General features: G+C 56.6%; 17 protein-coding genes and 1 pseudogene. 5 read left to right on the top strand and 13 right to left on the bottom strand.

Translation table 11 applies throughout. The features are described from left to right. Positions 1-62: 62 nt before the first annotated feature. The 6 genes from bcsC to bcsR are packed head-to-tail and all read right to left on the bottom strand — an operon-like array spanning position 63 to position 10665. The gene (bcsC, locus tag OGV79_RS02405; protein ID WP_286467047.1) at positions 63-3647 is read right to left on the bottom strand and encodes a cellulose synthase complex outer membrane protein BcsC; all 3585 of its coding nucleotides are present in this window, start codon (positions 3645-3647) and stop codon (positions 63-65) included. Beyond that, positions 3629-4738, bottom strand: a complete 1110-nt coding sequence (bcsZ, locus tag OGV79_RS02400) for a cellulose synthase complex periplasmic endoglucanase BcsZ (RefSeq protein WP_080750344.1) — start codon at positions 4736-4738, stop codon at positions 3629-3631. Before bcsZ ends, bcsC begins: the two co-directional genes overlap by 19 nt. Positions 4739-4741: 3 nt before the next feature. Beyond that, positions 4742-7093 (bottom strand): cellulose biosynthesis cyclic di-GMP-binding regulatory protein BcsB, encoded by a 2352-nt coding sequence (gene bcsB, locus OGV79_RS02395; RefSeq protein WP_200096929.1) that lies wholly within the window; start codon positions 7091-7093, stop codon positions 4742-4744. 10 nt (positions 7094-7103) lie between these two features. After that, entirely contained in the window at positions 7104-9710 is a 2607-nt protein-coding gene (bcsA, locus tag OGV79_RS02390) for a UDP-forming cellulose synthase catalytic subunit (protein ID WP_012135661.1), read from the bottom strand. Next, the gene (gene bcsQ, locus OGV79_RS02385; RefSeq protein WP_012135662.1) at positions 9707-10459 is read right to left on the bottom strand and encodes a cellulose biosynthesis protein BcsQ; all 753 of its coding nucleotides are present in this window, start codon (positions 10457-10459) and stop codon (positions 9707-9709) included. The genes bcsA and bcsQ overlap by 4 nt, the downstream gene beginning before the upstream one ends. An 11-nt stretch (positions 10460-10470) precedes the next feature. After that, positions 10471-10665, bottom strand: a complete 195-nt coding sequence (gene bcsR / locus OGV79_RS02380; RefSeq protein WP_012135663.1) for a cellulose biosynthesis protein BcsR — start codon at positions 10663-10665, stop codon at positions 10471-10473. 290 nt (positions 10666-10955) lie between these two features. Here bcsR and bcsE point away from each other — a divergent pair, with 290 nt between their 5' ends. From bcsE to OGV79_RS02355, 5 genes are all read left to right on the top strand, one after another. Beyond that, entirely contained in the window at positions 10956-12515 is a 1560-nt protein-coding gene (gene bcsE, locus OGV79_RS02375; RefSeq protein ID WP_112001424.1) for a cellulose biosynthesis c-di-GMP-binding protein BcsE, read from the top strand. After that, the gene (gene bcsF / locus OGV79_RS02370; protein WP_012135666.1) at positions 12512-12703 is read left to right on the top strand and encodes a cellulose biosynthesis protein BcsF; all 192 of its coding nucleotides are present in this window, start codon (positions 12512-12514) and stop codon (positions 12701-12703) included. The genes bcsE and bcsF overlap by 4 nt, the downstream gene beginning before the upstream one ends. Continuing rightward, on the top strand, positions 12700-14379 hold the full coding sequence (gene bcsG, locus OGV79_RS02365; RefSeq protein WP_049009740.1) for a cellulose biosynthesis protein BcsG: 1680 nt from the start codon (positions 12700-12702) through the stop codon (positions 14377-14379). The genes bcsF and bcsG overlap by 4 nt, the downstream gene beginning before the upstream one ends. A 282-nt stretch (positions 14380-14661) precedes the next feature. After that, a complete protein-coding gene (gene megL / locus OGV79_RS02360; protein WP_012135669.1) occupies positions 14662-15858 on the top strand; it encodes a methionine gamma-lyase in 1197 nt (398 codons plus the stop codon). A 115-nt stretch (positions 15859-15973) separates the two neighbouring features. After that, positions 15974-17272: an aromatic amino acid transport family protein gene (locus OGV79_RS02355; protein ID WP_283316761.1), complete on the top strand. Its 1299-nt coding sequence runs from the start codon at positions 15974-15976 to the stop codon at positions 17270-17272. Between the two features lie 33 nt (positions 17273-17305). Here the strand turns inward: OGV79_RS02355 and OGV79_RS02350 are convergent, their stop codons facing one another. The 7 genes and pseudogenes from OGV79_RS02350 to dppA all read right to left on the bottom strand — a co-directional run bounded on the left by OGV79_RS02350 (position 17306) and on the right by dppA (position 24367). Next, a complete protein-coding gene (locus OGV79_RS02350) occupies positions 17306-18508 on the bottom strand; it encodes a sigma-54 interaction domain-containing protein (RefSeq protein ID WP_024131046.1) in 1203 nt (400 codons plus the stop codon). Positions 18509-18662: 154 nt separating this feature from the next. Next, positions 18663-19667 (bottom strand): dipeptide ABC transporter ATP-binding subunit DppF, encoded by a 1005-nt coding sequence (gene dppF / locus OGV79_RS02345; protein ID WP_012135673.1) that lies wholly within the window; start codon positions 19665-19667, stop codon positions 18663-18665. Further along, complete coding sequence (locus OGV79_RS02340) at positions 19664-20035, bottom strand: oligopeptide/dipeptide ABC transporter ATP-binding protein (protein WP_353622150.1); 372 nt, start codon at positions 20033-20035, stop codon at positions 19664-19666. The genes dppF and OGV79_RS02340 overlap by 4 nt, the downstream gene beginning before the upstream one ends. A gap of 18 nt (positions 20036-20053) precedes the next feature. Then, a pseudogene (locus tag OGV79_RS02335) lies at positions 20054-20621 on the bottom strand (ATP-binding cassette domain-containing protein); the annotation flags it as partial. Positions 20622-20631: 10 nt separating this feature from the next. Next, positions 20632-21534 (bottom strand): dipeptide ABC transporter permease DppC, encoded by a 903-nt coding sequence (gene dppC / locus OGV79_RS02330; protein ID WP_012135676.1) that lies wholly within the window; start codon positions 21532-21534, stop codon positions 20632-20634. 9 nt (positions 21535-21543) lie between these two features. Next, positions 21544-22563 (bottom strand): dipeptide ABC transporter permease DppB, encoded by a 1020-nt coding sequence (dppB, locus tag OGV79_RS02325; protein ID WP_012135677.1) that lies wholly within the window; start codon positions 22561-22563, stop codon positions 21544-21546. Between the two features lie 196 nt (positions 22564-22759). Then, positions 22760-24367, bottom strand: a complete 1608-nt coding sequence (gene dppA, locus OGV79_RS02320) for a dipeptide ABC transporter periplasmic-binding protein DppA (protein ID WP_012135678.1) — start codon at positions 24365-24367, stop codon at positions 22760-22762. Positions 24368-25118 lie beyond the last annotated feature (751 nt).

Here is a 25118-nt window from a genome sequence, read left to right as displayed (position 1 = left end):
GCCGCAAGCGCGCGTTGTAGGCCTGATAAGACGCGAACGCGTCGCCATCAGGCGTTCGGCGCTTACCAGTCCGCGTACGGCACCAGCGGCTGCGGCGGTAAATCCATATCGCCCTGCCATCCCGCAGCGGAATAACGCACATACAGCAGGAAATGGCTCGGCGTATAATCCTTCGCTTCCTGAATATCAATTGCCGTTCCGAGGAACCAGTTAGACGTCACCCGTCGCTCGATCAGCGCCCGCGCCGTATAACCAAAGCCCTGACTGCTGCCGCCGCCATTCGTCTGCGTGGCCGCCTCTTCGCGGTAATCCGTCGGGATCAAATTCATCAGCGGATAACGCGGCATGGTTTTGGTGCGTGAATGCGACCAGGATACCGAACCGCCCAGCTCCCACGACCAGTTTTCCGTACGCTGCCGCCACATCACCGGCACGGCGAACGACACATACTCCTGCGGACTGTAATAACCGCCATGCCCCAGCGAATACCCGCTCAGGTCTTTGTCGTAGTGCCAGATCATATTGTTCAGGCCGACGGTGACGCGACGGTTATTCTCATTGATGATTTTATAGTAATAGCCCGTCATCCAGCGCACGCGCCAGTTATCCGCGACGTTCTTACCGGTCAGTTGATCGCCGCTCAGCGAAGCCCAGACGCCGTTGGCTTCACCTTTGTCATAGCTCAGGCTCACACCGCCGCCGTCCGCACGCACGCCGCCCCATTTTGTGCCCGTGTTGCTCGGCGCGTCTTTCTGCCCGCCGAAGGCCAGCAGAGAGCTGGAGATTGGCCGACGGTGCGCGTTCAGCGTATAGCCCAGTGGCCCGATATCATTGCTGTAGCTCACGCCGCCAACCACATCGACAACGTTAAAGCCCATCGGCGTAGTCCCGATATCCCAGCTCCAGGTTTCGTTTTTCCAGCCGACCGCCACGCTCGTGCCGGTATCAGACTGACTGCGGTTGCCGCTACAGTCATGCAGCGTACAGGTGCCCCAGTTCTTGTCCCAGGTGCCGTCCGCATGGGTCGAGAAACTGCCGACATCCACGTTCACCAGGTCAGCACGGAAGAACATCCGGCCATCTGACAACGGCGCGTCAACCTGGAACATGGTGGTATGCGCTTTCAGATCGGAGTAGCCGCCGGTGCCGCTCGATCCCCAGTAATCATGCTCCAGCGTGACGTTCAGATCCTGCTGTCGGTATAAATCCGCCGCATCGCTGCGCACGCCGCGTTTTAACCAGTCATCTTTCGCGTCATTACGGGTCAGGCGAGTAAAGGTGTCATTATCCTGCGGGCGGGTCGGCGTAATGCCGGAAGCCACCATCGCGTCTTTGTACGTCTCAAGCGCCTGCTGCGGTTCGCCGTTTTGCGCCTGAAAGCCCGCCGCGTCGCGCAGCACCATCGCAGTTTCCATAGAAGGCGGCTGTGACTTCGCCTGTGGCACAATCGTGTTGAAGGTCTTCTGCGCCGCGACGGTATCGCCCAGTTGCGCCTGAGCCCGCGCCATACGGCGCTGCATATTGATGGACAGCGGCTCCCCGGTCGCCGGGGCGGGAAGTTTCGCCAGTTCCGCCCGCGCCGCCGCGTTATCGCCCTGCGCAATATAGACTTCCGTCAGGCCAAGTCGGGCATCGACATTACCCGGCTCCCGCGCCAGAACCGCATCATAGGCGGCGCGCGCCGAAGAATAATCGCGCCGCTGCTGCGCCCAGTCGGCAAGGGTTAAATCAATGCGCGTAGAGGCGGGCTGTTGGCGAAGCAGCGTTTCCGCTTCCCGCTCTTTGCCGCTATCACGCAGGCGGCTGGCGGTTTCCAGCACCTGATTATTTTGCAGCCTGTCCGCCAGTTCCTGAATGTTGCTGTTCCACTGGCTACGCGGCAGATTATTGATATGCGCCATCGCCGCGCGATCCTGATCGTTGCCCGCGAGGTACAGCCCATAGGCATACACCTGATCCGGGTCGTTCGGTTTCTGACGCGCCAGCGCGCGCATTTGCGCATCGGCCTGGCTGCGCTGCCCGGCGTTCCACAGATCGCGGGACAAACGATACGTTACCCAGACGCTGCCGGGGTCCAGCGCCAGCCTGCGACGATGCAGTTCCGCCGCCTGCGCCCAGTTCCCCTGGTTTTCCAGCGCTTCGGCCTGCTGCGCCAGCCGGTCGTTTTCAAGGCTACGTTCAATATCATCAATACTTTGCCGCTGACGACTGGAGAGCGACGCGATAAACGCCGAGGCTTTCTCCGGGGACTGCTGACGATAGATATTCGCCAGGCCGCGCACGGCGTTGCTGTTGCCGCTGTCCATTCGCAGCGTCTGCTGATAGTAGCGCTCGGCGGCGGGATAATCTTTACGCGCCATCGCCACGTCGCCCAGCCCCAACACGGCATAGCTGTCGGTATTGTCGATGCTCCTGGCCTGCCGGTAGAGGCGTTCCGCCTGGTCCGGGTTATTCGCTTTCAGCGCGGCGTCGCCCTGCTGAATCGCCAGCCAGTAGCGGTTTACCTTCAGCAGGCTTTCCCATTTGCCGCGACTGCTGCTGTTCGGGTCCATCGCAAGCGCTTTCTGGAACTGCGCCACCGCGCGGGCACGATCGCCGCGCTGCGAATAGGCCTGCCCCAGCGCGCCGACGGCTTCGCTGTCGCGGTGATCCGCGCTTACCGCCTGCTGCAATTCCGTTACGGCTTTGCCGCCCTGTCCGGCCTCCACCGCCGCCAGGCCTTGCGCTCTGGCTCTGAACGCCGGGTCGGAAAGCTGTTGCTGCTGTTCACTCAACTTGCTGCGCGCAGCATTGACGCTGTCGCCTTCGCTAAACACCGTCAGGTATTTTTGAAGCGCTTTTACGCTGGCGTCGCTGGCAGGCAGATCTTTAATCTGCTGATACCAGAGAGCGGAAGCCGTCGTGCGCCCGTCGCTGGATTTCGCCATCTGCTCTAATACGGCAAATCCCTCATCGCGTCGCCCGCCGTCAAACAGCAACTGCGCCAGCGTGTTTTGCAGAGCGGTATTGCCCGGCGTACTGGCGTTAATTCTTTTAAGCTGATTAATCGCCTCGTTACGTCTCGCGGGAGATTTTGCCACCGTCGTCCAGTATTCCACCGCCAGATCGCCTTGCGGCGGATGACCTTTAAACAGCGCGTCGTAAGCGGCAATCGCTTCTTCGGTATGACCGGTGGTCGCCTGTAAACGCGCCTCCTGCAAGGACTGGCGCCCTTCCGGCGTGGAAAGCATCATCGTCGTGCGGGAGGATTGATACGCGCTGGAACTCGGCGCTAACTGGGAAAGCCTGTCGAGCTGTTTCTGCGCCCCGTCATTGTCGCCCTGGCGCAGCAGGTAGCGAAACCGGGCGGCGACCACTTCCGGGTTGTTCGGGTCGATCAGTTCCAGGCGATAAAGCGACTGGCGCACCAAATCCTCACGGTGCGAGGCTTCGCCTAACCGAACCTGTTGCAGCAACTGCTGTTGCGCGGAAGGCGCCGCCTCGGCGAATGGCATCCAGGCGATGCCGAGCGTTAGGCCGAGCACTGCCCGATGGCGACGCTTTAGCGTCTTATCCGGCCTACAATCAGCGGCATCCCGTAGGCCGGATAAGGCGTTACCGCCACCCGGCAAAATGAGATGGATGAGACTTAATTTGAACTTGCGCATTCCTGGCCCCAGTCAGGTAGTAATTCACCTTTAGCGGTGAAGCGAAAACGATGCTGATCCCATCCTTGTCCGAAAAGCGTTAGCACATAGCTATAGTAGGCATCGCTACCGGGAAAATTGTCCGCCACGCGCTGTCGCTGCACCGCCTGAGCATCACGGTTTTGCAGGAAAGGCAATAAAGAAGCCGAAAAGCCCACCGGCCCGTCGCCCTGAGCTTTACCACTGGCGACATCCACCTTCTCTGGCGGAACGCCGTTTTTTGTCGTCAGCGTCGCCATCGGTTTCAGGCGCGTCAGCAGCCGCGCTTTTTGCGGATCGCCGTCGTGCATCATCCCCGCCCATAAATAAACGCGGATGGCATCGTAACTGCTGACCAGCGTTTTTTCCGGTTTCAGCTGCCAGCCTTTGTCTTTTTCATAGCGCACCCAGTCCGGCGAGAACCCTTTCGGGGCGGTTTCCATCAGCAAACGCATATTAGTTTCACGCAGCGTGGTCCAGGGCGCGCCAAAGCGGGTAAAATATTGCGCCAGCTGCGGGGGTAGATAGCTCGGATTAAAGCGCCAGCGCGTCTTTTCCGCAAAACCCACGTTCCCCGGCAGCAGCATTGAACCCAGCCCCGGCACCGTTACCACCTCTTCACGCGCAATGCGTTTTAGCAGCGCGGCGCCAGTGTCGGTATAGCGCGACGTTTTCCATAAGCGCCCGGCTTCCAGCAGCGACCAGGCCATCCAGATATCGCCGTCGGAAGCGGAGTTTGCATCCAGCACCTCCCAGGTCGAGGGGTCTTTCTGCCCCCACAACCAGGCAGGCAGATGCGCCTGTAAGGAACCCTGCGCCAGGTTGTTTTGCGTCCAGTCGAGGATCAGGTCAAATGCCGGCCGATCGTTGGCGGCGAGGGCAAAGAACAGCGCATAGCTTTGCCCTTCCGACGTCGTGATTTTGCGCGCGTCGCTGGGGTCAATCACCCGTCCTTCCTGACTGATATAGTCCTTTTTGAACTGTATCCATGCCGGCCACGTACAGGCCGCCTGCACGCTGACGGTCGCCAGCATCAGGGCAGTTAACATCCATCCACGCAGCGCGTTCATCATCGATTACTCGTTATCGGGATCGAGTCGACGACGGCTGATAATGCGCAGCAGACGCCACAGAACCCAGGCCAACAGCACGACGCTAACCGCTGCCAGTATCGCCAGCAGCACCGGATGATTCGATAACGCGTACCAGAGGCGTTCGAACCACGGTAAATGCCCGACGTAGTAAATATCGCCCACCCGCAGGCTGTTGACGCCAGACTCGCGGATCACCGACACGGAGCCAAACATGGCGGCGCGTTTCCCGCTGTCGTTCATCGCTTCGGTCAGCAGTTCATACCCGCGCGGGCTGTCTGCCAGCAGCGCCACCACGCTACGCTGGTCGTTGAACGGCGACTGGAAGCCCACTACCGCCGCCATCGCGCCAGCAGAGGTGATGGTGGATTTCGCATCCGGCGCGCGGTCGGCCTCATCCGGCATGATGCTCGGGAAGGTCGTCTGGCGCATCGGCGTGTTCACCCAGCTTTGCGTCGCCTGTACCAGCAGATCGATGCGTTTGTCATCTTTCAGTGCGTCGGGGATTGTCCCGATCACCATAATATCCGCGTCTTTACCCTGAATCTGGCGGCTATCGTCGGTGATATTCAGGTTAATCGACGGGAAACCGGTCTGCGCGCCAATCGTCCCGGTCACATCCAGCAGCGTTTCCATCTGCGCTTCGTTCGGGTTTTTCGGCATCACGGCAATGGTTTCTGAAAGGTCAGCCATCCGGCTGAACGGGAAGCCCGCATTGGCGAAGGCACGCAGGTCCGGCATCGCGATAAAGTGATAATATTTCGAGAAATCAATGGTGGAGTCGTCGCCAATCACCACATGGTTTTGTACCGGCTGGAACGTCACGCAATTATCCACCGAGCCGCCCGGCATCGGGTTCATGTACTGGAAGTCAAAGCGCAGCTGGTTCATCGCCCCCAGCTTCAGCGCCGGGATCGACACGTCCGTTTTACCGTCAATCAGCCCCTGCAATACCGGCAAACGCAGCAGCAGGCGATTGCTTTCCTGGGTGCTGTTCAGGCTGAACGCTTGCAGGAACTGATCGTTCAGGCTGATATCCATACGCGAGCTGTCTTTGCTCGGCGGCGTGGTGTAACGGTAGTTGAGATTCATATCAATACCGTTGCTGCGTAGCAGATAGAGATCCGGCGGCAGATTCAGCGACAGCGAAATCGCCGCAGGTTCCAGCCCGGTGGACTGGAGCTGCTCTTTATAGGTTTTCAGCTCGCCGAACGTCACCGCACGGTCAGTACGTACCCAGTTCGGCGCATCATAAGGTTTACGCGCCAGCAGAGGCTTCACCTCATCCACCACCACGCTGTCGCCACGGAACAGGATATTCCCTTGCGCAATGCCTTTCGCCGCCTGCAACAGATCGTTATCGTCGCGGCCAAAGACCACCAGCAGCTTCACATATGGGTTGTCCGGGTGGCTGATCATCTCAATCACCGGCGCTTTTACCGGCGGGTGATCGCGCAGGAAATCAGGGCGCTTGTCGTTCGTGGCAAAGACGATGGCATTACGATCCGGCAGCGTGTTGTACATCACCGGGAAATGCTGGCCGCGCCAGCCTGCGCGCGAACCGAACCATGAAGAGACAATGGATGCCGCCTGCTGCTGCATCAGATCCGGCGAACCGGCAAAGACCACAGGCAGCGTAACCTGGCGGTTGTCCCGCGGATCAAAGAATGGCACCGGGAAGTGCGACAGATCGTTTTTCACCGGCAGGGTCTGGTACGTCAGATCCAGCACGCTGCTGCGGCCAACATCCAGCCAGAGCGTACTGCTGGCCGGGTTTTCGCAGACATCACGATAGTGCCCGACGAACTCCAGCCGCACGCGGTTAAAATCGGTGATAAAGAGCGGGTTGATCGGCATCTGGGCCAGCGTCTTTTTGCCCAGTTGCTCTTTCGTGACCGGCAACACGCCCATCAGCTCATCATTGAGGTAGACCTTCAGCTGCGACTGGATCGGCAGCAACGACGGCGACGGGGTGTATTCCAGGTTCAGCATCGCTTTCGACACCACCTCATCGCTGCGCATACCGAACTCAATGCTGCCATTCGGGTTCACGCCACGCAGCACCATGCTGCCCGGCGGCGGCGCGATTTGCGCGAAGGTCAGCTTCACATCGCGGGAAGGCCCGTTTTGCGCCACCACGGGCGCATCGGCGCCCGGCACGCCCGGCATTACCTGGCCGACCGGCTGCTCCGGCGTTTCTGCCGCAGGCGCTGTCGGCGTTTGCGCTGGCTCAGCATTGATCAATGGTTGCGTTGCAGGCGTCGCATTCGTCATGAAAGTGGGGAAAGCGCTTATCCCCATAGCCACTGCATAAACCCAGGAAAGTTTTCTTTTCATCGCGTTATCATCATTGTTGAGCCATCACCTGATCCGGCTGCCGCTCCGGGCGACGCGGAATAAACGACACAATCCAGGAAACCAGCGTCGTCAGAGAACGGAAAATTACTTTGACGGAAGACGGAGCAAATTCCGCAAGATGGCGGTAGCCACGGAAGCCCAGCTTCAGAATATCCAGCAGGCTTTCCAGCGGTTTGTCTTCCGGGAAGCTGTCCTGCCAGAGCGCCCACGTATCCGCGCGGGCAAATGTGCACTGCACAAAGTCGATATGTTGTTTCGTGGTCATCGGCAGCAATTGCAGCCCAACCTCATTGCCCAGCACGCGCACGACCTGAGTAGGAAAGACGTACTCTTGCTGGCCGCGTTTAAGCAATAAATTAACCTTTTGCCCTTCCAGCACCTGCGCCTGCCCGTTGATCCGAATCCCCAGGCCGCCGTCGGAGAAGTCATGCACGGTGCATGAGAACAGGTGGCCATCTTCACGGGCAATGGCCGCCGGCATGGAGATTTCAACGCGGTGCGCCCGGCGTACCTGCTTACTTTCCACAGAAACCGCCACCGCGCCGCCCAGAATGATCAGGTTATAGAAAACCCACACCAGACTGACGATCACCGTGAGTATTTCGTTGGCGGGGCCGTAGTAGTAACGCCAGACGCCCACCACGACCCCCAGCAGGTTGAGCAGCACCAGGAAGATATAGGGCCGGGAAATCACCCAGTCGACATACTCTTCCTCTACCAGCCCGCCTTTCGCGGTAACGTTGAATTTCCCTTTATGCGGGTTGATCAGCGCCACCATCGTCGGCGGCGCGATATACCAGGCCAGCACCGTTTCGTAGATCTCACTCCAGAAGGAGTGGCGGTATTTCCCCTGAATCTTCGAGTTGGTGAGGCTGGCGTGAATCATGTGCGGCAACACAAACAGCGCAATCATCAGCGCGGGCGCATAGATGATATAGGCGTGCAGCAGCAGGAAAGCCAGCGGCGCCGTCAGGAAGATGAGCCGTGGAATACCCGATAAAAAGTGGAACATGGCGTTGACGTAACACAGACGCTGCGCCAGCTTTAAGCCTTTGCCGAACAGCGGGTTATCCAGACGGAAGATTTGCACCATGCCGCGCGCCCAGCGAATACGCTGTCCGATGTGCGCGGACAGGCTTTCCGTCGCCAGACCTGCCGCCTGTGGAATGCGCATATAGGCCGAGGTGTAGCCGCGACGGTGCAAGCGCAGCGAGGTATGCGCATCTTCGGTCACGGTCTCAACGGCAATGCCGCCAATCTCATCCAGCGGTTTACGGCGAATCACCGCGCACGATCCGCAGAAGAACGTCGCATCCCACATGTCGTTGCCATCCTGCACCAGCCCATAAAACAGCGTGCCTTCGTTCGGCGTTTTACGGAAACGACCGAGGTTGCGTTCAAACGGGTCCGGCGAGAAAAAGTGGTGCGGCGTCTGCATCATGGCGAGCTTTTTCTCTTTCAGGAACCAGCCCATCGTCATCTGCAGGAACGAGCGTGTCGGGACATGGTCGCAGTCAAAGATCGAGACAAACTCGCCTTTCGCGTATTTCAGCGCGTTATTGATGTTGCCGGCCTTGGCGTGTTCATGCGTGGTACGGGCGATATACTGTACGCCGACGGTCTGGGCAAACTGGCGGAACTCTTCGCGCCCACCGTCGTCAAGAATCCAGATGCTCAGCTTGTCTTTCGGCCAGTCGATGCCCAACGAGGCGTAAACGGTGTTTTTCACCACGCTGAGGTCTTCGTTGTAAGTCGGAATAAAAATGTCCACCGTCGGCCACTGCGCCATCTCTTTCGGTAGCGGCACGGGCTGGCGGTTAAGCGGCCAGACGACCTGGAAATACCCCAGCACCAGGACAATCCAGGCGTAGGTTTCCGCAAACAGCAAAATCAGCCCGCAAACCAGGCTCAGCGGGTCATCCCAGTTTAGCGTCGAGGTATAACGCCACCAGATATAACGGCATGACACCGTCAGCGACAGCACGATCAACATCAGGGCGGAGAAACGCCCCGGTATCCGCCGCACCAGCAGCGCGACGCCCCACAGTAGTATCAGGAAGATAAACTGCGACAGCGGGTTAAACGGCTGGGTAATACAGATGATCGCCAGAATCAGGGAAAAAGTGACGATGACGCCGAGGATAAAGCGGCGCACCCCGTTGCTAAGATGGCCCAGCTCTTTTTCGCTTTCCAGATGCGTGGTCTTTTTACTGACGCGGTCGGGCAGCGTGTCCATCCACTGATGATAGCGACCGCGCACGCCCAGCAGGCGGGAGAGCGACCGCCAGCGCGGTTCGACCTTCTTCTCTTTACGCGGCGAGAAGGCCATCAACCAGAGCGTTTGAATGGCATAGCGGGCCGGGTCCAGCGGACGCGGTCGGTTGGCGTTAATATGCGGATAGAGCGCTTTATGCTGCGCGCGAATGCGCTGCCAGCGCGGATGCTCAAGCGGAATAAAAGTCCACGCCAGAATCACCCACAGGCAGCCCAGCATCGCACTGAACGGCGACGCGCCATGACGGCGATACCCTTGATAGCGCTCGCTCAGGCGTGCGCCGACCGGCGGAATGAGAAGCCACCGGGTCAGGATGTTCATGATGCGCTCCCGGCAGGGGCGCGATTGCCCGCATAGTGCAGCAAACACCAGTTTGCCAGCGTCAGCACCTCTTCTGCCGCCAGCGAATCGCCACGGTACTCGCCCAGCGGCTGTTTCGAAGCCATACACTCCGCCATCGCTTCATCGCGATGGATCACCATCGGCAGCAAACGACGCTGGCTTTGCAGCCAGACCTGGTACAGATCGTCCTGCAACTGGCTGGCAATGCGTAAATCGTTAATCAGAATATGCGCGCCCGTGGGCAGCGCCTGTTGATGCAGCCGGATATGGCAATTGGTGTCCGCTTTTACCACCGCCAGCGTATGATCGCAGAGACTGACCAACTGTTGCGTCAGCGGTGAGACGCCGTGGGGAAGATCCAGCAAAATCCACGAATAGCGTCGGCTCTCTTTCAGTTCGCGCAGGCCAGCGCAAATAGCTCCCAGCTTTTCCGCCCATTCCTGAGGATTCTCCCGTTCTTCCACCGTAAGCTGTCCGAACGGCAGCAGATCGAGCTGGGTGGTATAACGCAGTCCGGCATCGCGCCAGTCTTTACCGTCCAGTAGCGCCCTGGCCCAGCCGTCGCGATGGGCAAAATCGACATTGAATGACATACGCAGCAGGTTATCGGGGCTGGCATCAACGACCAGCACATTTTCCCCGAGTATTTGCAGCGCCCAGGCGAGCGCCGAAGTGATTGATGTGGTGCCTACACCGCCGCGCACGCCCTGCAATCCCAGAATGGACATCCCTGACTCCCTTATGATGGTTGTTGCGCAAATTCAGCCAATAAAGGCCAACGTTTAATCGCCGCAGCCAGCTGTTCGCGTTGGGAAATATCGGTATAGTCTATTTCGGGCAAGGAGAAAGCCTGACTTAACGCCAGAAAATCATTTTGAAAGGTATAGCCCAATGCTGAATCAAACTGAGAGTCAGGTTCGTTGTTGTTATACATTCTGTATTGTGTCCCTTTTGAATATACTCACCATGCTTCAGACAATTTTTCTGGCAGCATCCCCCCCTCTTCACTGTTAATCTTCAATGCAGGGGATCGTTCATTTCTCGCCTTTCCGTTACGCAAACTGTAAGAGTAAAGAAAACACCATGACCGAGGTCGCAAGGCTTCCTGCCCGCCGAATTGATTCATATGCTAAATCTGATGTGTTTTAATTTCAATGTTAGGTTTATTTCTGAGCTTTCGCTAGTAAACTGATAAACAGATAAAATAGCGACAAGAGGGACGCTGTGGACCCCGTATTTTCTATCGGCATCTCATCATTATGGGATGAACTACGCCACATGCCTGCCGGCGGTGTCTGGTGGGTTGACGCTGATCGCAATGAAGATGCCATCAGCCTGGTGAATCAAACGATTGCCTCGCAGGCAGGGAACGCGAAAGTCGCGGTCATTTGTATGGGCAGCGATCCGGGTGAATTAATCAAATTAGATGAATCTCACGGCCCGGAAAAAATCCAGTTATTTTCAATGCCGGATTCTGAAAAGGGGTTATACTTTTTGCCCCGCGATTTGCTTTGTTCTGTTGATCCTACACATTACTTTTTCATTCTTCTTTGCGCGAATAACGCCTGGCAAAATATATCAGGGGAACGCCTTCATCAGTGGCTGGAAAAAATGAATAAATGGACCCGGTTCCATCACTGTTCGCTTCTGGTTATTAACCCTGGAAATAATAATGACAAACAGTTCTCCCTGTTGATGGGGGAGTACCGTTCGCTTTTCGGCCTTGCCAGCTTACGTTTTCAGGGCGACCAGCATCTGTTCGACATCGCGTTCTGGTGCAGTGAAAAAGGGGTCAGCGCCCGGCAACAACTGACGCTGCGCCATAAAGATGCGCACTGGGAGCTGGCTCACAAGGAAGAGGCGAACATTCAGCCGCGCAGCGACGAAAAACGCATCCTCAGCAATATCGCCGTTCTTGAAGGCGCTCCGCCGCTGTCGGAACACTGGGCGCTTTTTGATAATAACCAAACCTTGTTCAACGAGGCGCGAACTGCGCAGGCGGCGACGATCATCTTCTCCCTGACGCAAAATAGCCAAATCGAACCCATGGCGCGAAATATCCATACGCTGCGCCGCCAGCGCGGAAGCGCGCTGAAAATTATCGTCCGCGAAAATCTCGCCAGTTTGCGGGCGACCGACGAGCGACTGCTGTTAGGCTGCGGCGCGAATATGGTTATTCCGTGGAATGCGCCGCTTTCCCGCTGCCTGACGCTGATTGAAAGCGTGCAGGGACAGCAATTCAGCCGCTACGTCCCGGAAGAGATCGCCACACTCCTGTCGATGACGCAGCCCATGAAGCTGCGCGGTTTCCAGACATGGGACGTCTTCTGCGAAGCCGTACATAACATGATGAGCAACACGCTGCTGCCCGCTGACGGGAAAGGCGTGATGGTCGCATTGCGCCCGGTGCCGGGTATCCGCATCGAGCAGGCGCTGACGCTCTGCCGCCCAAACCGTACCGGCGATATCATGACTATCGGCGGCAACCGGCTGGTGCTGTTTTTATCATTCTGTCGGGTCAACGATCTGGACACTGCGCTGAACCATATCTTCCCGCTGCCGACCGGCGATATCTTTTCCAACCGCATGGTCTGGTTCGAAGATAACCAAATCAGCGCTGAACTCGTGCAAATGCGCCTGCTGTCGCCTGAACTGTGGGGCACACCGCTGCCGCTGACTCAGGGGCCGAACCCTGTGCTCAATGCCGAGCATGACGGGCGAGTCTGGCGACGTATTCCCGAACCCTTACGACTGCTGGATGACAGCGTGGAGCGCCCACAATGATGAACGTCAACGATATCATCCAGATCATCGTCTTTTGCGCGCTGATCTTTTTTCCTCTGGGCTATCTGGCGCGCCATTCGCTTCGCCGCATCCGTAACACAGCCCGACTGTTATTCGCCAGACCCCGTTATGTAAAACCCGCCGGAACCTTGCGCCGTGCAACAAACGTCAAGGCAGACAAAAAATGACTCAGCATACTCAAACCTCATCCATGCCTTCACCTCTCTGGCAATACTGGCGCGGCCTTGCAGGCTGGAATTTCTACTTTCTGGTAAAGTTTGGCCTGCTCTGGGCGGGATATCTCAACTTCCATCCGTTGCAGAACCTGGTCTTCATGGCCTTTTTGTTAATGCCAGTCCCCAAACTCAGCCTGCACCGCCTGCGCCATTGGGTCGCTATCCCAATCGGCTTTGCGCTTTTCTGGCATGACACCTGGCTGCCTGGCCCACAAAGCATTATCAGTCAGGGCTCGCAGGTCGCGGGTTTTAGCGCGGACTATATGCTCGATCTGGTGACTCGCTTTATCAACTGGCAGATGATCGGCGCCGTGTTTGTGCTGCTCGTCGCCTGGCTGTTTTTATCGCAGTGGATTCGGGTCACTCTTTTTGTTGTCGCCATTATGATCTGGCTGAACGTGCTGACGCTGACAGGGCCAGTCTTTACGCTGTGGCCTGGCGGCCAGCCGACCGACACGGTGACGACCACCGGCGGCTCTGCGGCGGCGACGGTCGCAACGGCAGGAGACACCCCGGTGGTCGGCGATATCCCGGCGCAGACCGCGCCTCCGACCTCAGCCAATCTGAACGCGTGGCTGAACACCTTCTATAACGCAGAAGAAAAACGAAAAACGCCGTTCCCGACGGCGCTGCCGGCCGATGCGCAGCCGTTTGAACTGCTGGTGATCAACATCTGTTCCCTCTCGTGGTCTGATGTTGAAGCCGCAGGCCTGATGTCACATCCGTTATGGTCGCATTTCGATATTCTGTTTAAGCACTTTAACTCCGCCACCTCCTACAGCGGCCCGGCGGCGATCCGCCTGCTGCGCGCCAGCTGCGGCCAGTCGTCGCACACGAATCTGTATCAACCGGCAGGCAACGACTGCTACCTGTTTGATAACCTGTCGAAGCTGGGCTTCACGCAGCATTTGATGATGGGTCATAACGGCGAATTCGGCGGCTTCCTGAAAGAAGTGCGTGAGAATGGCGGTATGCAGACGGAGCTGATGGATCAAAAAGGGCTGCCCGTCACGCTGCTGGGCTTTGACGGTTCTCCGGTTTATGACGACACCGCCGTGCTCAACCGCTGGCTGGAAACCACCGAGAAAGATCAGAACTCGCGTAGCGCAACGTTCTATAACACGCTGCCGCTGCACGACGGGAACCACTTCCCTGGCGTCAGCAAAACGGCGGATTACAAAATTCGCGCGCAAAAGCTGTTCGATGAGCTGGACGCCTTCTTTACCGAGCTGGAGAAATCGGGCCGTAAAGTGATGGTGGTGATGGTCCCGGAACACGGCGGCGCGCTCAAAGGCGACAGAATGCAGGTTTCCGGGCTACGCGACATCCCCAGCCCGTCGATCACCAACGTACCGGCAGCGGTGAAATTCTTCGGTATGAAAACGCCTCATCAGGGCGCATCGATTGAGATTGATCAGCCGAGCAGCTACCTGGCGATTTCCGAACTGGTGGTGCGCGCCCTTGACGGCAAACTGTTTGTCGAAGACAACGTCAACTGGGATCAGCTCACCCGTGGGTTGCCGCAGACCGCACCGGTCGCTGAAAACGCCAACGCGGTGGTTATCCAGTATCAGGGTAAACCGTATGTGCGTCTGAACGGCGGCGACTGGGTGCCTTATCCGCAGTAAACGAAAAAGGCCTGATGGCGCTACGCTTATCAGGCCTACAGGTCAGGCACAATCTCCTGAAATTATGCCGATTTGTAGGCCGGATAAGACGCTTTTGTCGCCATCCGGCAAAACTCGCGCAAGCGCTGCAACACGCTGGAAAGATTCTTGCCAGCTGGCAACTTTTCTGACGACCCGTAAAAAACGAAACCCACTAACTCTTTGATATATAAAAACTCCTTTTCTGGCACAGCGATTGCTATTTGAGTGTGAGCTGTTCTGTTCCGAATCAAAGGAGATATCATGTCTGACTGTCGTACTTACGGATTCAACACCCAGATCGTTCACGCGGGGCAACAACCCGATCCTTCAACTGGCGCGCTCAGTACGCCAATCTTCCAGACGTCGACGTTTGTTTTCGACAGCGCCGAACAGGGGGCCGCCCGCTTTGCGCTCGAAGAGTCCGGGTACATTTACACCCGCCTGGGCAACCCCACGACGGACGCGCTGGAGAAAAAGCTGGCGGTACTGGAAAGAGGCGAAGCGGCGCTGGCGACCGCGTCCGGCATTTCCGCCATCACCACCACGCTGCTGACGCTCTGTGAGCAGGGCGATCACATTGTCTCAGCCAGCGCGATTTATGGCTGCACGCACGCATTTTTGTCGCACAGCATACCGAAGTTCGGTATTGACGTGAGTTTCGTTAATGCCGCCAACCCGGATGAGATCCGCGAAGCCATCCGCCCGGAAACCAAAGTGGTGTACATCGAAACGCCCGCCAACCCAACGCTCTCCCTGGTCGATATCGAAACGGTCGCCGGGATCGCCCATCAGCGGGGCGTGCTGTTGGTTGTGGATAACACCTTTATGTCGCCGTACTGCCAGCAACCCCTGCTCCAGGGAGCCGATATCGTGGTTCACAGCGTCACGAAATACATCAACGGACACGGGGATGTTATTGGCGGGGTCATCGTCGGCAAGCAGGAGTTTATCGATCAGGCGCGGTTTATCGGGCTGAAGGATATCACCGGCGGCTGCATGAGCCCCTTTAACGCCTGGCTGACGCTGCGCGGCGTGAAGACGCTGGGGATTCGCATGGAGCGCCACTGCGAGAACGCGCTGAAAATCGCCCGTTTCCTGGAAAGCCATCCGAAGATTACCCACGTCTGGTATCCGGGGCTTCCTTCGCACCCGCAGTATGAACTTGGCAGACGCCAGATGAGCCTGCCCGGCGGCATTATCAGCTTCGAAATCGCGGGTGGCCTGGAGGCTGGCAGACGCATGATCAATTCGGTAGAATTGTGCCTCCTCGCGGTCAGTCTCGGTGATACCGAAACCCTCATTCAGCACCCTGCGTCTATGACACATTCGCCTGTTGCGCCAGAGGAACGGCTTAAAGCAGGTATTACCGACGGGCTAATCCGTCTTTCTGTGGGTCTTGAAGATCCAGAAGATATTATTAACGACCTTGAACACGCCATCAGAAAGGCGACATTCTGACCATTACGGTCGGAGCTGGCCTGCGTCGGCTCCGGCTGTTGAGAATCAAGGCACAACGGCCTGGCTATACGCATCATCCTTCCCGGGGTGACGCGTATTTTGGGCAGGGGGCTCTATGCAGGACAACACATTACAATTAAGCAACAGTAAAGCGACCACCGCAGCGTTCTCAAAAAAACTACCGTTTACGAAATACGATTTTGGCTGGGTGCTGTTATGTATCGGCATGGCCATTGGCGCCGGAACGGTGCTGATGCCGGTACAGATTGGGCTAAAAGGAATTTGGGTCTTTATCACCGCGTTTATTATCGCCTACCCCGCAACCTATATCGTGCAGGATATTTACTTAAAGACGTTATCAGAAAGTGAAACCTGTAATGACTACACCGATATTATCAGTCATTACCTGGGGAAAAACTGGGGCGTCTTCCTCGGCGTGATCTACTTTTTGATGATTATCCACGGCATTTTTATCTACTCTTTATCCGTGGTTTTCGACAGCGCGTCGTACATTAAAACCTTCGGTCTGACCGATGCCGATCTCTCGCAGTCCATCCTCTATAAAGTGGCGATCTTCGCCGTACTGGTCGCTATCGCCTCCGGTGGAGAAAAGCTGCTGTTTAAAATCTCCGGCCCTATGGTGGTGGTGAAAGTAGGCATCATCCTGATCTTCGGTTTCGCGATGATTCCGCACTGGAACTTCAGCAATATTACGGCCTTCCCGCAGGCGTCGGTCTTCTTCCGCGATGTGCTGCTCACCGTCCCCTTCTGTTTTTTCTCGGCGGTGTTTATTCAGGTACTGAACCCAATGAACATTGCCTACCGCAAACGAGAAGCCGACAGAGTGCTGGCGACGCGCATGGCCATTCGTACCCACCGCATCAGCTATATCACGCTGATTGCCGTGATCCTGTTCTTCTCGTTTTCGTTTACCTTCTCCATCAGCCACGAAGAAGCCGTTTCCGCCTTTGAGCAGAATATCTCCGCGCTGGCATTGGCTGCGCAGGTCATTCCCGGACAGATCATTCATTTCACCTCAACGGTACTGAATATCTTTGCGGTTCTCACCGCCTTCTTCGGTATTTACCTGGGTTTTCATGAAGCGATCAAGGGCATCATTCTCAACGTGCTGAGCCGGGTTATCGACGTGGAGAAGATCAATCCGCTGGCGCTGACGCTTGGCATCTGTACCTTTATCGTTATCACGCTGGTCATTTGGGTATCGTTCCGCGTCTCGGTGCTGGTGTTCTTCCAGTTGGGTAGCCCGCTGTACGGCATTGTGTCGTGCATCATCCCTTTTTTCCTGATCTATAAAGTCACGCAACTGGAAAAACTGCGCGGCCTGAAAACCTGGCTGATTCTGCTGTATGGGATTTTGCTGTGCCTGTCGCCGCTCCTGAAGCTGATTGAATAACGCGTTCCGTGCGCCGTCGGTTCCTGGCGGCGCTTAACTCACCCCTTCCAGTTGGTAGCTACGTATTTTATTCAGCACCGTCGTGTGCGAAACCCCCAACGCTTTTGCGATATGCCGGGAGGAGACATTCTCTTCCACCATCTGCTCAATCAGCTGCCGCTCAGCATGTTGCACCTGCTCTTTGAAGGGGCGGTCGGGATGCCCCGGCAACGCTTGTGACACCGTTGAAAGCCCCAAATCATCGCAGGTGATGACATCACTTTCTGACATCAGCATCAGACGGATAATGGTGTTCTCCAGTTCGCGAACGTTGCCCGGCCAGTGGTGGTGACGCAGTGACTCAAAACAGGCTTTGTCCAGTATCAGCCGCCGTTGAAACTCTTTGGCATATTTCTGTACAAAATGGCTAATCAGTAAAGTGATATCCGAAGGACGCTCGCGCAACGGCGGAATCGTGAGCGTCAGTACGTTAATGCGATACCAGAGATCGGCGCGCAGCAGTCGCTGTTCGACCATCTCTTCCAGGTTCGCGTTGGTGGCGACAATAATACGCGCGTTAACCGGGATCACCTGCGCCCCGCCGACGCGGCGGATGCCGCCGTCCTGAAGCACCCGCAGCAGCTTGGCCTGTAAATTCAGCGGCATTTCGCCAAATTCATCAAGAAACAGCGTTCCCTTATCCGCCATTTCAAACAACCCTTTTTTCCCTCTGCCGTCCGCACCGCTGAACGCCCCTTTTTCATAACCAAAAAGTTCGCTCTCCATCAATGCCTCAGGCAGCGTTGAACAGTTGACGGGGATAAACGGATAAAAGCGCCGCTGCCCGGAATTATGAATGGCGCGCGCCAGCAACTCTTTACCCGTGCCAGTCTCACCACGGATCAGGACGGTATATTTGCTGTCAGCGATTTTTAGCGCTTTTTCAATCAGCACCTGCATACTCTGGCTGCTACAGATAATGTCGGAGAAATAGCGCGGTCGCGTCAGTTCGGGCGTGGTCAGTTCAGAAAGATTCTCTGAGAGGTAAGCGACATTAATAATGTCGGCATGTTGATTGAGGCAGGTCTGGACGCTGGAAATATCCTGCAAATGGCGGCACCAGGATTTAATCAGAATCCGACCCGGCGTGACCTTCATGGAGATAATATTAATATCGCGGCAGGAAAACTCCTTGAGGACATCCTCAACCATAGACAGACGATCGATTGTTTTAATATCCCAGCGTATCGTGACCACGTTGGCTCCAGATATTTCTGTGGCAATCAGAAATCTGCTTACATTCTAGTCGCTATGGGATAATGTTCTGCCGATGGACTCACATTGTGGAGCCAAAAAAGGAATATAAAAAAACCGGAGCACAAGGCTCCGGTTATGAGGCAATAACCAACAGTTATTGCTGTCGGTTCTCATCCTGATCGACGGCGAAACAGGCCACCAGTTGACCGCCGTAATCTTTAAGCTGCGGCTGCAACTGGGTGCAGGGGCCAAAGCGACGACGGCAACGGGCGTTGAAGGCGCAGCCCGGCGGCGGATTCAGCGGGCTTGGCAGCTCGCCGGTCAGCTTGATGCGCTCGCGGCGGTCATCCGGGTTCAAACGCGGCGTCGCGGAGAGCAGCGCCTGCGTATACGGATGGCGCGGGTTGGTAAAGATCTGCTCTTTCGTCCCTTTCTCCACGCAGCGGCCGAGATACATCACCATCACCTCATCGGCAATGTGTTCGACCACCGACAGGTCGTGCGAGATAAAGACGTAAGACAGCCCCAGCTCCTGCTGCAAATCCATCATCAGGTTCAACACCTGCGCGCGCACGGAAACGTCCAGCGCGGAGACCGGTTCATCGGCGATCACCACGTCCGGGTCAAGCATCAGACCGCGGGCGATAGCAATACGTTGGCGCTGGCCGCCGGAAAACATGTGCGGGTAGCGATCGTAATGCTCGGTTTTAAGGCCGACTTTCGCCATCATCGCCAGCGCTTTTTCACGACGCTGCTCTTTGCTGAGCGAGGTGTTGATCAGCAGCGGCTCTTCCAGAATCTGCCCCACTTTCTTACGCGGGTTCAGCGAACCATACGGGTTCTGGAACACAATCTGGATTTTCTGCCGACGCAGTTTTTGCGCCTGCGGATCGTGCCTGAGCAGATCCTGCCCCTGATAATACAGTTCTCCGCCAGTCGGCGTTTCAATCATCGTCAGCAGGCGGCCCAGCGTGGATTTCCCGCAGCCGGACTCGCCCACGACCGCCAGCGTTTTACCGCGCTCAAGGGTGAACGATACGCCATCCAGCGCTTTTACCAGGCGCTCGGGCGCAAACAGCCCCTTCTTCACCGGGTAGTGTTTTTTCAGGTCGATAGCCTGCAACAGCGGCTGTTGCAAGGTGGCCTCGTGCGTACTCATAGTGTGGGCCTCCCGGCATCATCGAGTGGATAGTGGCATTTGGACTGGCGGCCATCGCCGAGCAGATTCAGATCCGGCTCTTCGCTACGGCATTTATCCGTGGCATACGGGCAGCGCGGGTTCAACAGACAGCCGTTCGGGCGGTCATATTTTCCCGGCACCACACCCGGCAGCGACGCCAGGCGCGCTTTATCCTGCGCGAATTCCGGCAGTGCGCGCAGCAACGCCTGCGTATACGGATGACGCGGCGCGCGGAAGATATCGTGCGCCGCCCCTGTCTCTACCACCTGTCCGGCATACATTACGATGATTTTATGCGCGGCTTCCGCCACCAGCGCCAGATCGTGAGTAATCAGCACCAGCGCCATATTTTCTTTCTGCTGCAATTCCAGCAACAGTTCGATGATTTGCGCCTGGATGGTCACGTCCAGCGCAGTGGTCGGTTCATCGGCAATCAGCAGTTTCGGACGACAGGCAATCGCCATTGCAATCATCACGCGCTGGCTCATCCCACCGGACAACTGGTGCGGATAGACATCCAGACGCGACGCCGGATCGGGAATCCCCACCTGAGTCAGCAGGTCAATCGCCCGCTGCCGACGGGTTTTCCTGTTGCCGCCCTGATGCACCTTAATCGCTTCCATAATCTGGAAACCTACGGTGTAGCACGGGTTCAGGCTGGTCATCGGGTCCTGGAAGATCGCGGCGCTCTTTCTCAGAGATGCGCTGCAAGTCCTGACCGTTGAATTCCAGTTTTTCCGCCATCACGCGGCCCGGGAAGTCAATCAGCCCCATAATCGCCAGCGAGCTAACCGATTTACCGGAGCCGGACTCGCCGACAATACCAACGACTTCGCCCTGATTTACGCTGTAGCTTACGCGGTCTACCGCGCGAAACGGCGTACCTTCGTCACCGAAGTGCACCGATAATTTATCTACGTTTAATAACGCCATCTCGAACCTCTTACTGCTTCAGTTTGGGATCGAGCGCGTCACGCAGACCGTCACCCATCAGGTTAAATGCCAGCACCGTCAGCAGGATCGCCAGACCCGGGAAGGTCACGACCCACCAGGCACTTTGTGCGAACTGCAACACGTCGGAGAGCATGGTGCCCCACTCCGGTGTCGGCGGCTGCGCACCCATGCCGAGGAAGCCCAGGGCGGCCATATCGAGAATGGCGTTAGAGAAACCGAGCGACGCCTGAACGATCAGCGGCGCAAGGCAGTTCGGGAAGATATTGACGAACATCTGGCGCATCGCGCCTGCGCCCGCCACGCGGGAAGCGGTAACGTAATCGCGGTTCACCTCCACCAGCACGGCGGCGCGGGTCAGACGCACGTAGTGCGGGAGCGCCACGAAGGTCAGCGCCAGCGCGGCGTTACCGATAGAGGGGCCAAAGATCGCCACCAGCACCAGCGCCAGCAGCAGGCTTGGCAGCGCCAGCATGATATCGACGACACGCATGATGATGTTATCAACAATGCCGCCGAAGTAACCCGCGACCAGGCCGAGCACAATCCCCATCACCAGCGACAGCACCACCACCAGGCAGCCCACCAGCAGCGACAGACGTGCGCCATACATCAGGCGCGACAGCACATCGCGACCGACATCATCCGTTCCCAGCAGGTGCGCGATACTGCCGCCTTCCTGCCACGCAGGCGGCGCCAGCAGCACATCGCGGAACTGATCTGCCGGGTTATACGGCGCAATGACGTTCGCGAACACCGCAATCAGGATCATGATGACGACATACGCCAGACCGACAACCGCACCCTTATTGCGTTTAAAATAGTGCCAGAACTCCTGCAACGGGGTCATCGGCACCGGTGCAGAGATAACTTTATTTTCAGTAACCTGTGACATGATGGCCCCTTACTTCTTATGACGAATACGCGGGTTCACCACGCCGTACAGCAGGTCGACCAGCAGGTTGACGAGAATAATCATCGTCGCTACCAGTAACACCCCGCCCTGTACAACCGGATAATCGCGTCGTTGCAGCGCATCAATCAGCCAACGGCCAAGGCCAGGCCACGAGAAGATGGTTTCGGTCAGGATCGCCCCTGCCAGCAGCGTCCCTACCTGCAAACCGATCACGGTCACGACCGGCAGCATCGCGTTACGCAGCGCGTGTACGATGATGACGCGCATCCTTGTGAGACCTTTGGCGCGCGCGGTACGGATATAATCTTCACCCAGCACTTCCAGCATGGAGGAGCGGGTCATACGCACGATAACCGCCAGCGGTATCGTACCGAGCACCATCGCAGGCAGGATCATGTGCGCGACAGCATCAATAAAGTTGCCCTCTTCGCCCCAGATAGCCGTGTCAATCAGCATAAAGCCGGTTAACGGATTGGAGTCATCAAGGAACACCATATCGCTGACGCGCCCGGAAACCGGCGTCAGGTTCCATTGCACCGATACCAGCATGATCAGCATCATGCCCCACCAGAAGATAGGCATAGAGTAACCGGTCAGCGCCAGGCCAACAGCGGTATGATCGAAAATGGAACCGCGCTTCACGGCGGCCAGCACGCCGACCGGAATTCCTACTGCGGTGGCGAAAATCATGGCGCAGACGCCAAGTTCCAGCGTCGCTTTAAAGCGAGGCACGAACTCGTCCCACACCGGCAAACGGCTTTTCAGCGAGATGCCCAAATCGCCATGCATCACCCCCCAGATGTAATGGAGGTACTGCTGCCACATCGGTTTATCCAGACCGAGTTCAGCCAGCAGTTGAGCATGACGCTCAGGAGAGATACCACGCTCACCTGCCATGATCATGACCGGATCGCCCGGGATCATATGGACGAAGGCAAAGGTGAGAAGGGTGATACCGATAAACGTGGGGATGACGAGTCCCAAACGTCGGAGGATGAACTGCAACATAACCCGGATTCTCTCTAATGACGCGCCGCCTGGTGACAGTGCGTCTGTATTGCTCACAAATCTTATCCCACGGCATACACCGCCGTGGGGTAAAGCATTACGCCGGGTGGCGCTGCGCTTACCCGGCCTACGATCGTAGGTTCGTGCAAACGCAGCGCCGCCGGGCATGGGGTGCTCAGGCACCCCTGGCTTTTAATTATTCGACAGAGACGTTTTCGAAGTGGTGTTTGCCCAGAGGATCAACCACATAGCCTTTGACTTCTTTACGCACAGGTTCGTACACGGTGGAGTGAGCGATGATCAGCGCAGGCGCCTGGTCATGCATCACCACCTGAGCCTGTTTGTAGAGTTCAACACGCTTGTTGTGGTCGTCAGTGGCGCGCGCCGGTTGAATCAAGTCTTCAAACGGCTTGTAGCACCAGCGAGAGTAGTTGGAACCGTCTTTCGCCGCAGCGCAGCTAAACAGGGTCGCGAAGAAGTTATCCGGGTCCCCGTTATCACCGGTCCAGCCCATCATCACCGCCTGATGTTCACCTGACTTCGCACGCTTGAGGTATTCACCCCACTCGTAGGTGACAATTTTGGCCTGTACGCCAATCTTCGCCCAGTCAGCCTGAATCATCTCAGCCATACGGCGAGCGTTCGGGTTGTACGGACGCTGTACCGGCATCGCCCACAGTTCAACGGTGAAGCCTTTATCCTGGCCCGCTTCTTTCAGCAGCGCTTTGGCTTTTTCTGGATCGTAGTTGTAGTCTTTAACGTCGTCGTTATAGCCCCACATGGTCGGCGGAATCAGGTTCTTGGCTTCAACGCCCGCGCCCTGATAAACCGCTTTAATGATCGCCTCTTTGTTCACCGCGTAGGTCAGCGCCTGACGGACTTTCACGTCATCAAACGGTTTCTTCTCGGTGTTGAAAGAGAGGTAGCCGACGTTCAGACCCGCCTGCTCCATCAGGTTGATGTTTTTGTCCTGCTTCATGCGCGCGATGTCCGCCGGGTTCGGGTACGGCATCACCTGGCACTCATTTTTCTGTAGCTTGGCGTAACGCACGGACGCGTCAGGCGTAATGGAGAACACCAGACGGTCGATCTGCGGCTTGGTGCCCCAGAAACCATCAAACGCTTTATACAGAATGCGGGAGTCTTTCTGGTACTGCAACAGCTGGAACGGCCCCGTACCGATTGGGTTCAGATCCACTTTCTCCGGCGTACCGGCTTTCAGCATGTTGTCAGCATATTCTTTAGAGAGGATGGAGGCGAAGTCCATCGCCAGGTCAGCGAGGAACGGCGCTTCTGGACGGGTCAGCACGAACTGAACGGTGCTATCGTCCACTTTCTTCACTTCGCTTATCAGGTCTGGCAGCCCCATCCCTTCGAAGTATTCATAGCTGCCGCCGGACACTTTGTGGTACGGGTTTTCAGCATTTTTCTGACGATCGAACGAGAACACCACGTCATCGGCGTTGAAATCGCGCGTCGGTTTAAAGTCTTTGCTGTCCTGCCACTTCACGCCCTGACGCAGGTGGAAGGTGTAGGTTTTGCCGTCTTCGCTGACATCCCACTTTTCAGCGAGGCCTGGAATAACTTCGGTTGTACCGATTTTAAATTCCACCAGACGGTTATAGATAGGTACTGAGCTGGCGTCATAGGTGGTGCCGGAGGTAAACAGCTGCGGGTTGAAGCCTTCTGGAGAACCTTCTGAACAATAAACCAGAGTTTTAGCCTGTACACTTGCTGCGACGGTCATGGCCACCAGGCTCAGACCAAGCTTCAGCATCCCTGACTTCTTCAAGGAAATACTCATTCTTCTGCTCCAAATGTGATGTTGTTGTTTTACCCTTTGCAGTGGGTTTGCACCGCCTGGCCTTTTTTGTTTTTTACCCGGCCGGGTCGGCGTTAAGAGGATGGGGATTCCGTTCACATAAGCGCCTGAGTTGCAGTGCGGATTCTCCATGAAATGCCCCTCATGCCCTACAATCTGTCAACAGAATGTGAAAACGTCAATACAGGCAACCATGATTTACAACAACGGTGAGAATTCACAAACAAAGATTAAAAAAACTTCAAACGACTATTTTCAGCAGGGAAATTTGTGCTACTCCGTTAACACCAGAATTAATCGCTTCATATTTCGCAACATTTGGTGATTAACGTTTGTGCAGATTGTGAAAAATTTCTGACGAAATGCTGCATATCTGAGCGATTAATATCACGAACGCTAAAACGCACAGCGGAAAATGCTGGGCTCAGCCATAAGTAACGCAAAAAAAAATTTAAGCAAAGATAAAAAAAGACAATGGAATATGTCACAAAAACGTGAACAAACAGTGAGAAGTGATGCACATTTTTTGCCAATGGCGAAATCGCCGTAGGCCGGATAAGGCGCCTGCGCCGCCATCCGGCGTTGCCGAAAGTGGGCTACCAATCCCGCCTGATGGCGCTTCGCTTATCAGGCCTACAATGCTGAATTCCAGACAGCAAAAAGCCAGCCCGTAGGCTGGCTTTTCTGAATTGGTCGGTGATAGAGGATTACTCGCCACTGCGTGGCTCGCCCT

The sequence above is a fragment of the Citrobacter sp. CK185 genome, assembly GCF_030333565.1.
GTDB lineage: Bacteria > Pseudomonadota > Gammaproteobacteria > Enterobacterales > Enterobacteriaceae > Citrobacter_B > Citrobacter_B koseri.
This window is presented reverse-complemented; position numbering and strand designations above follow the sequence as displayed.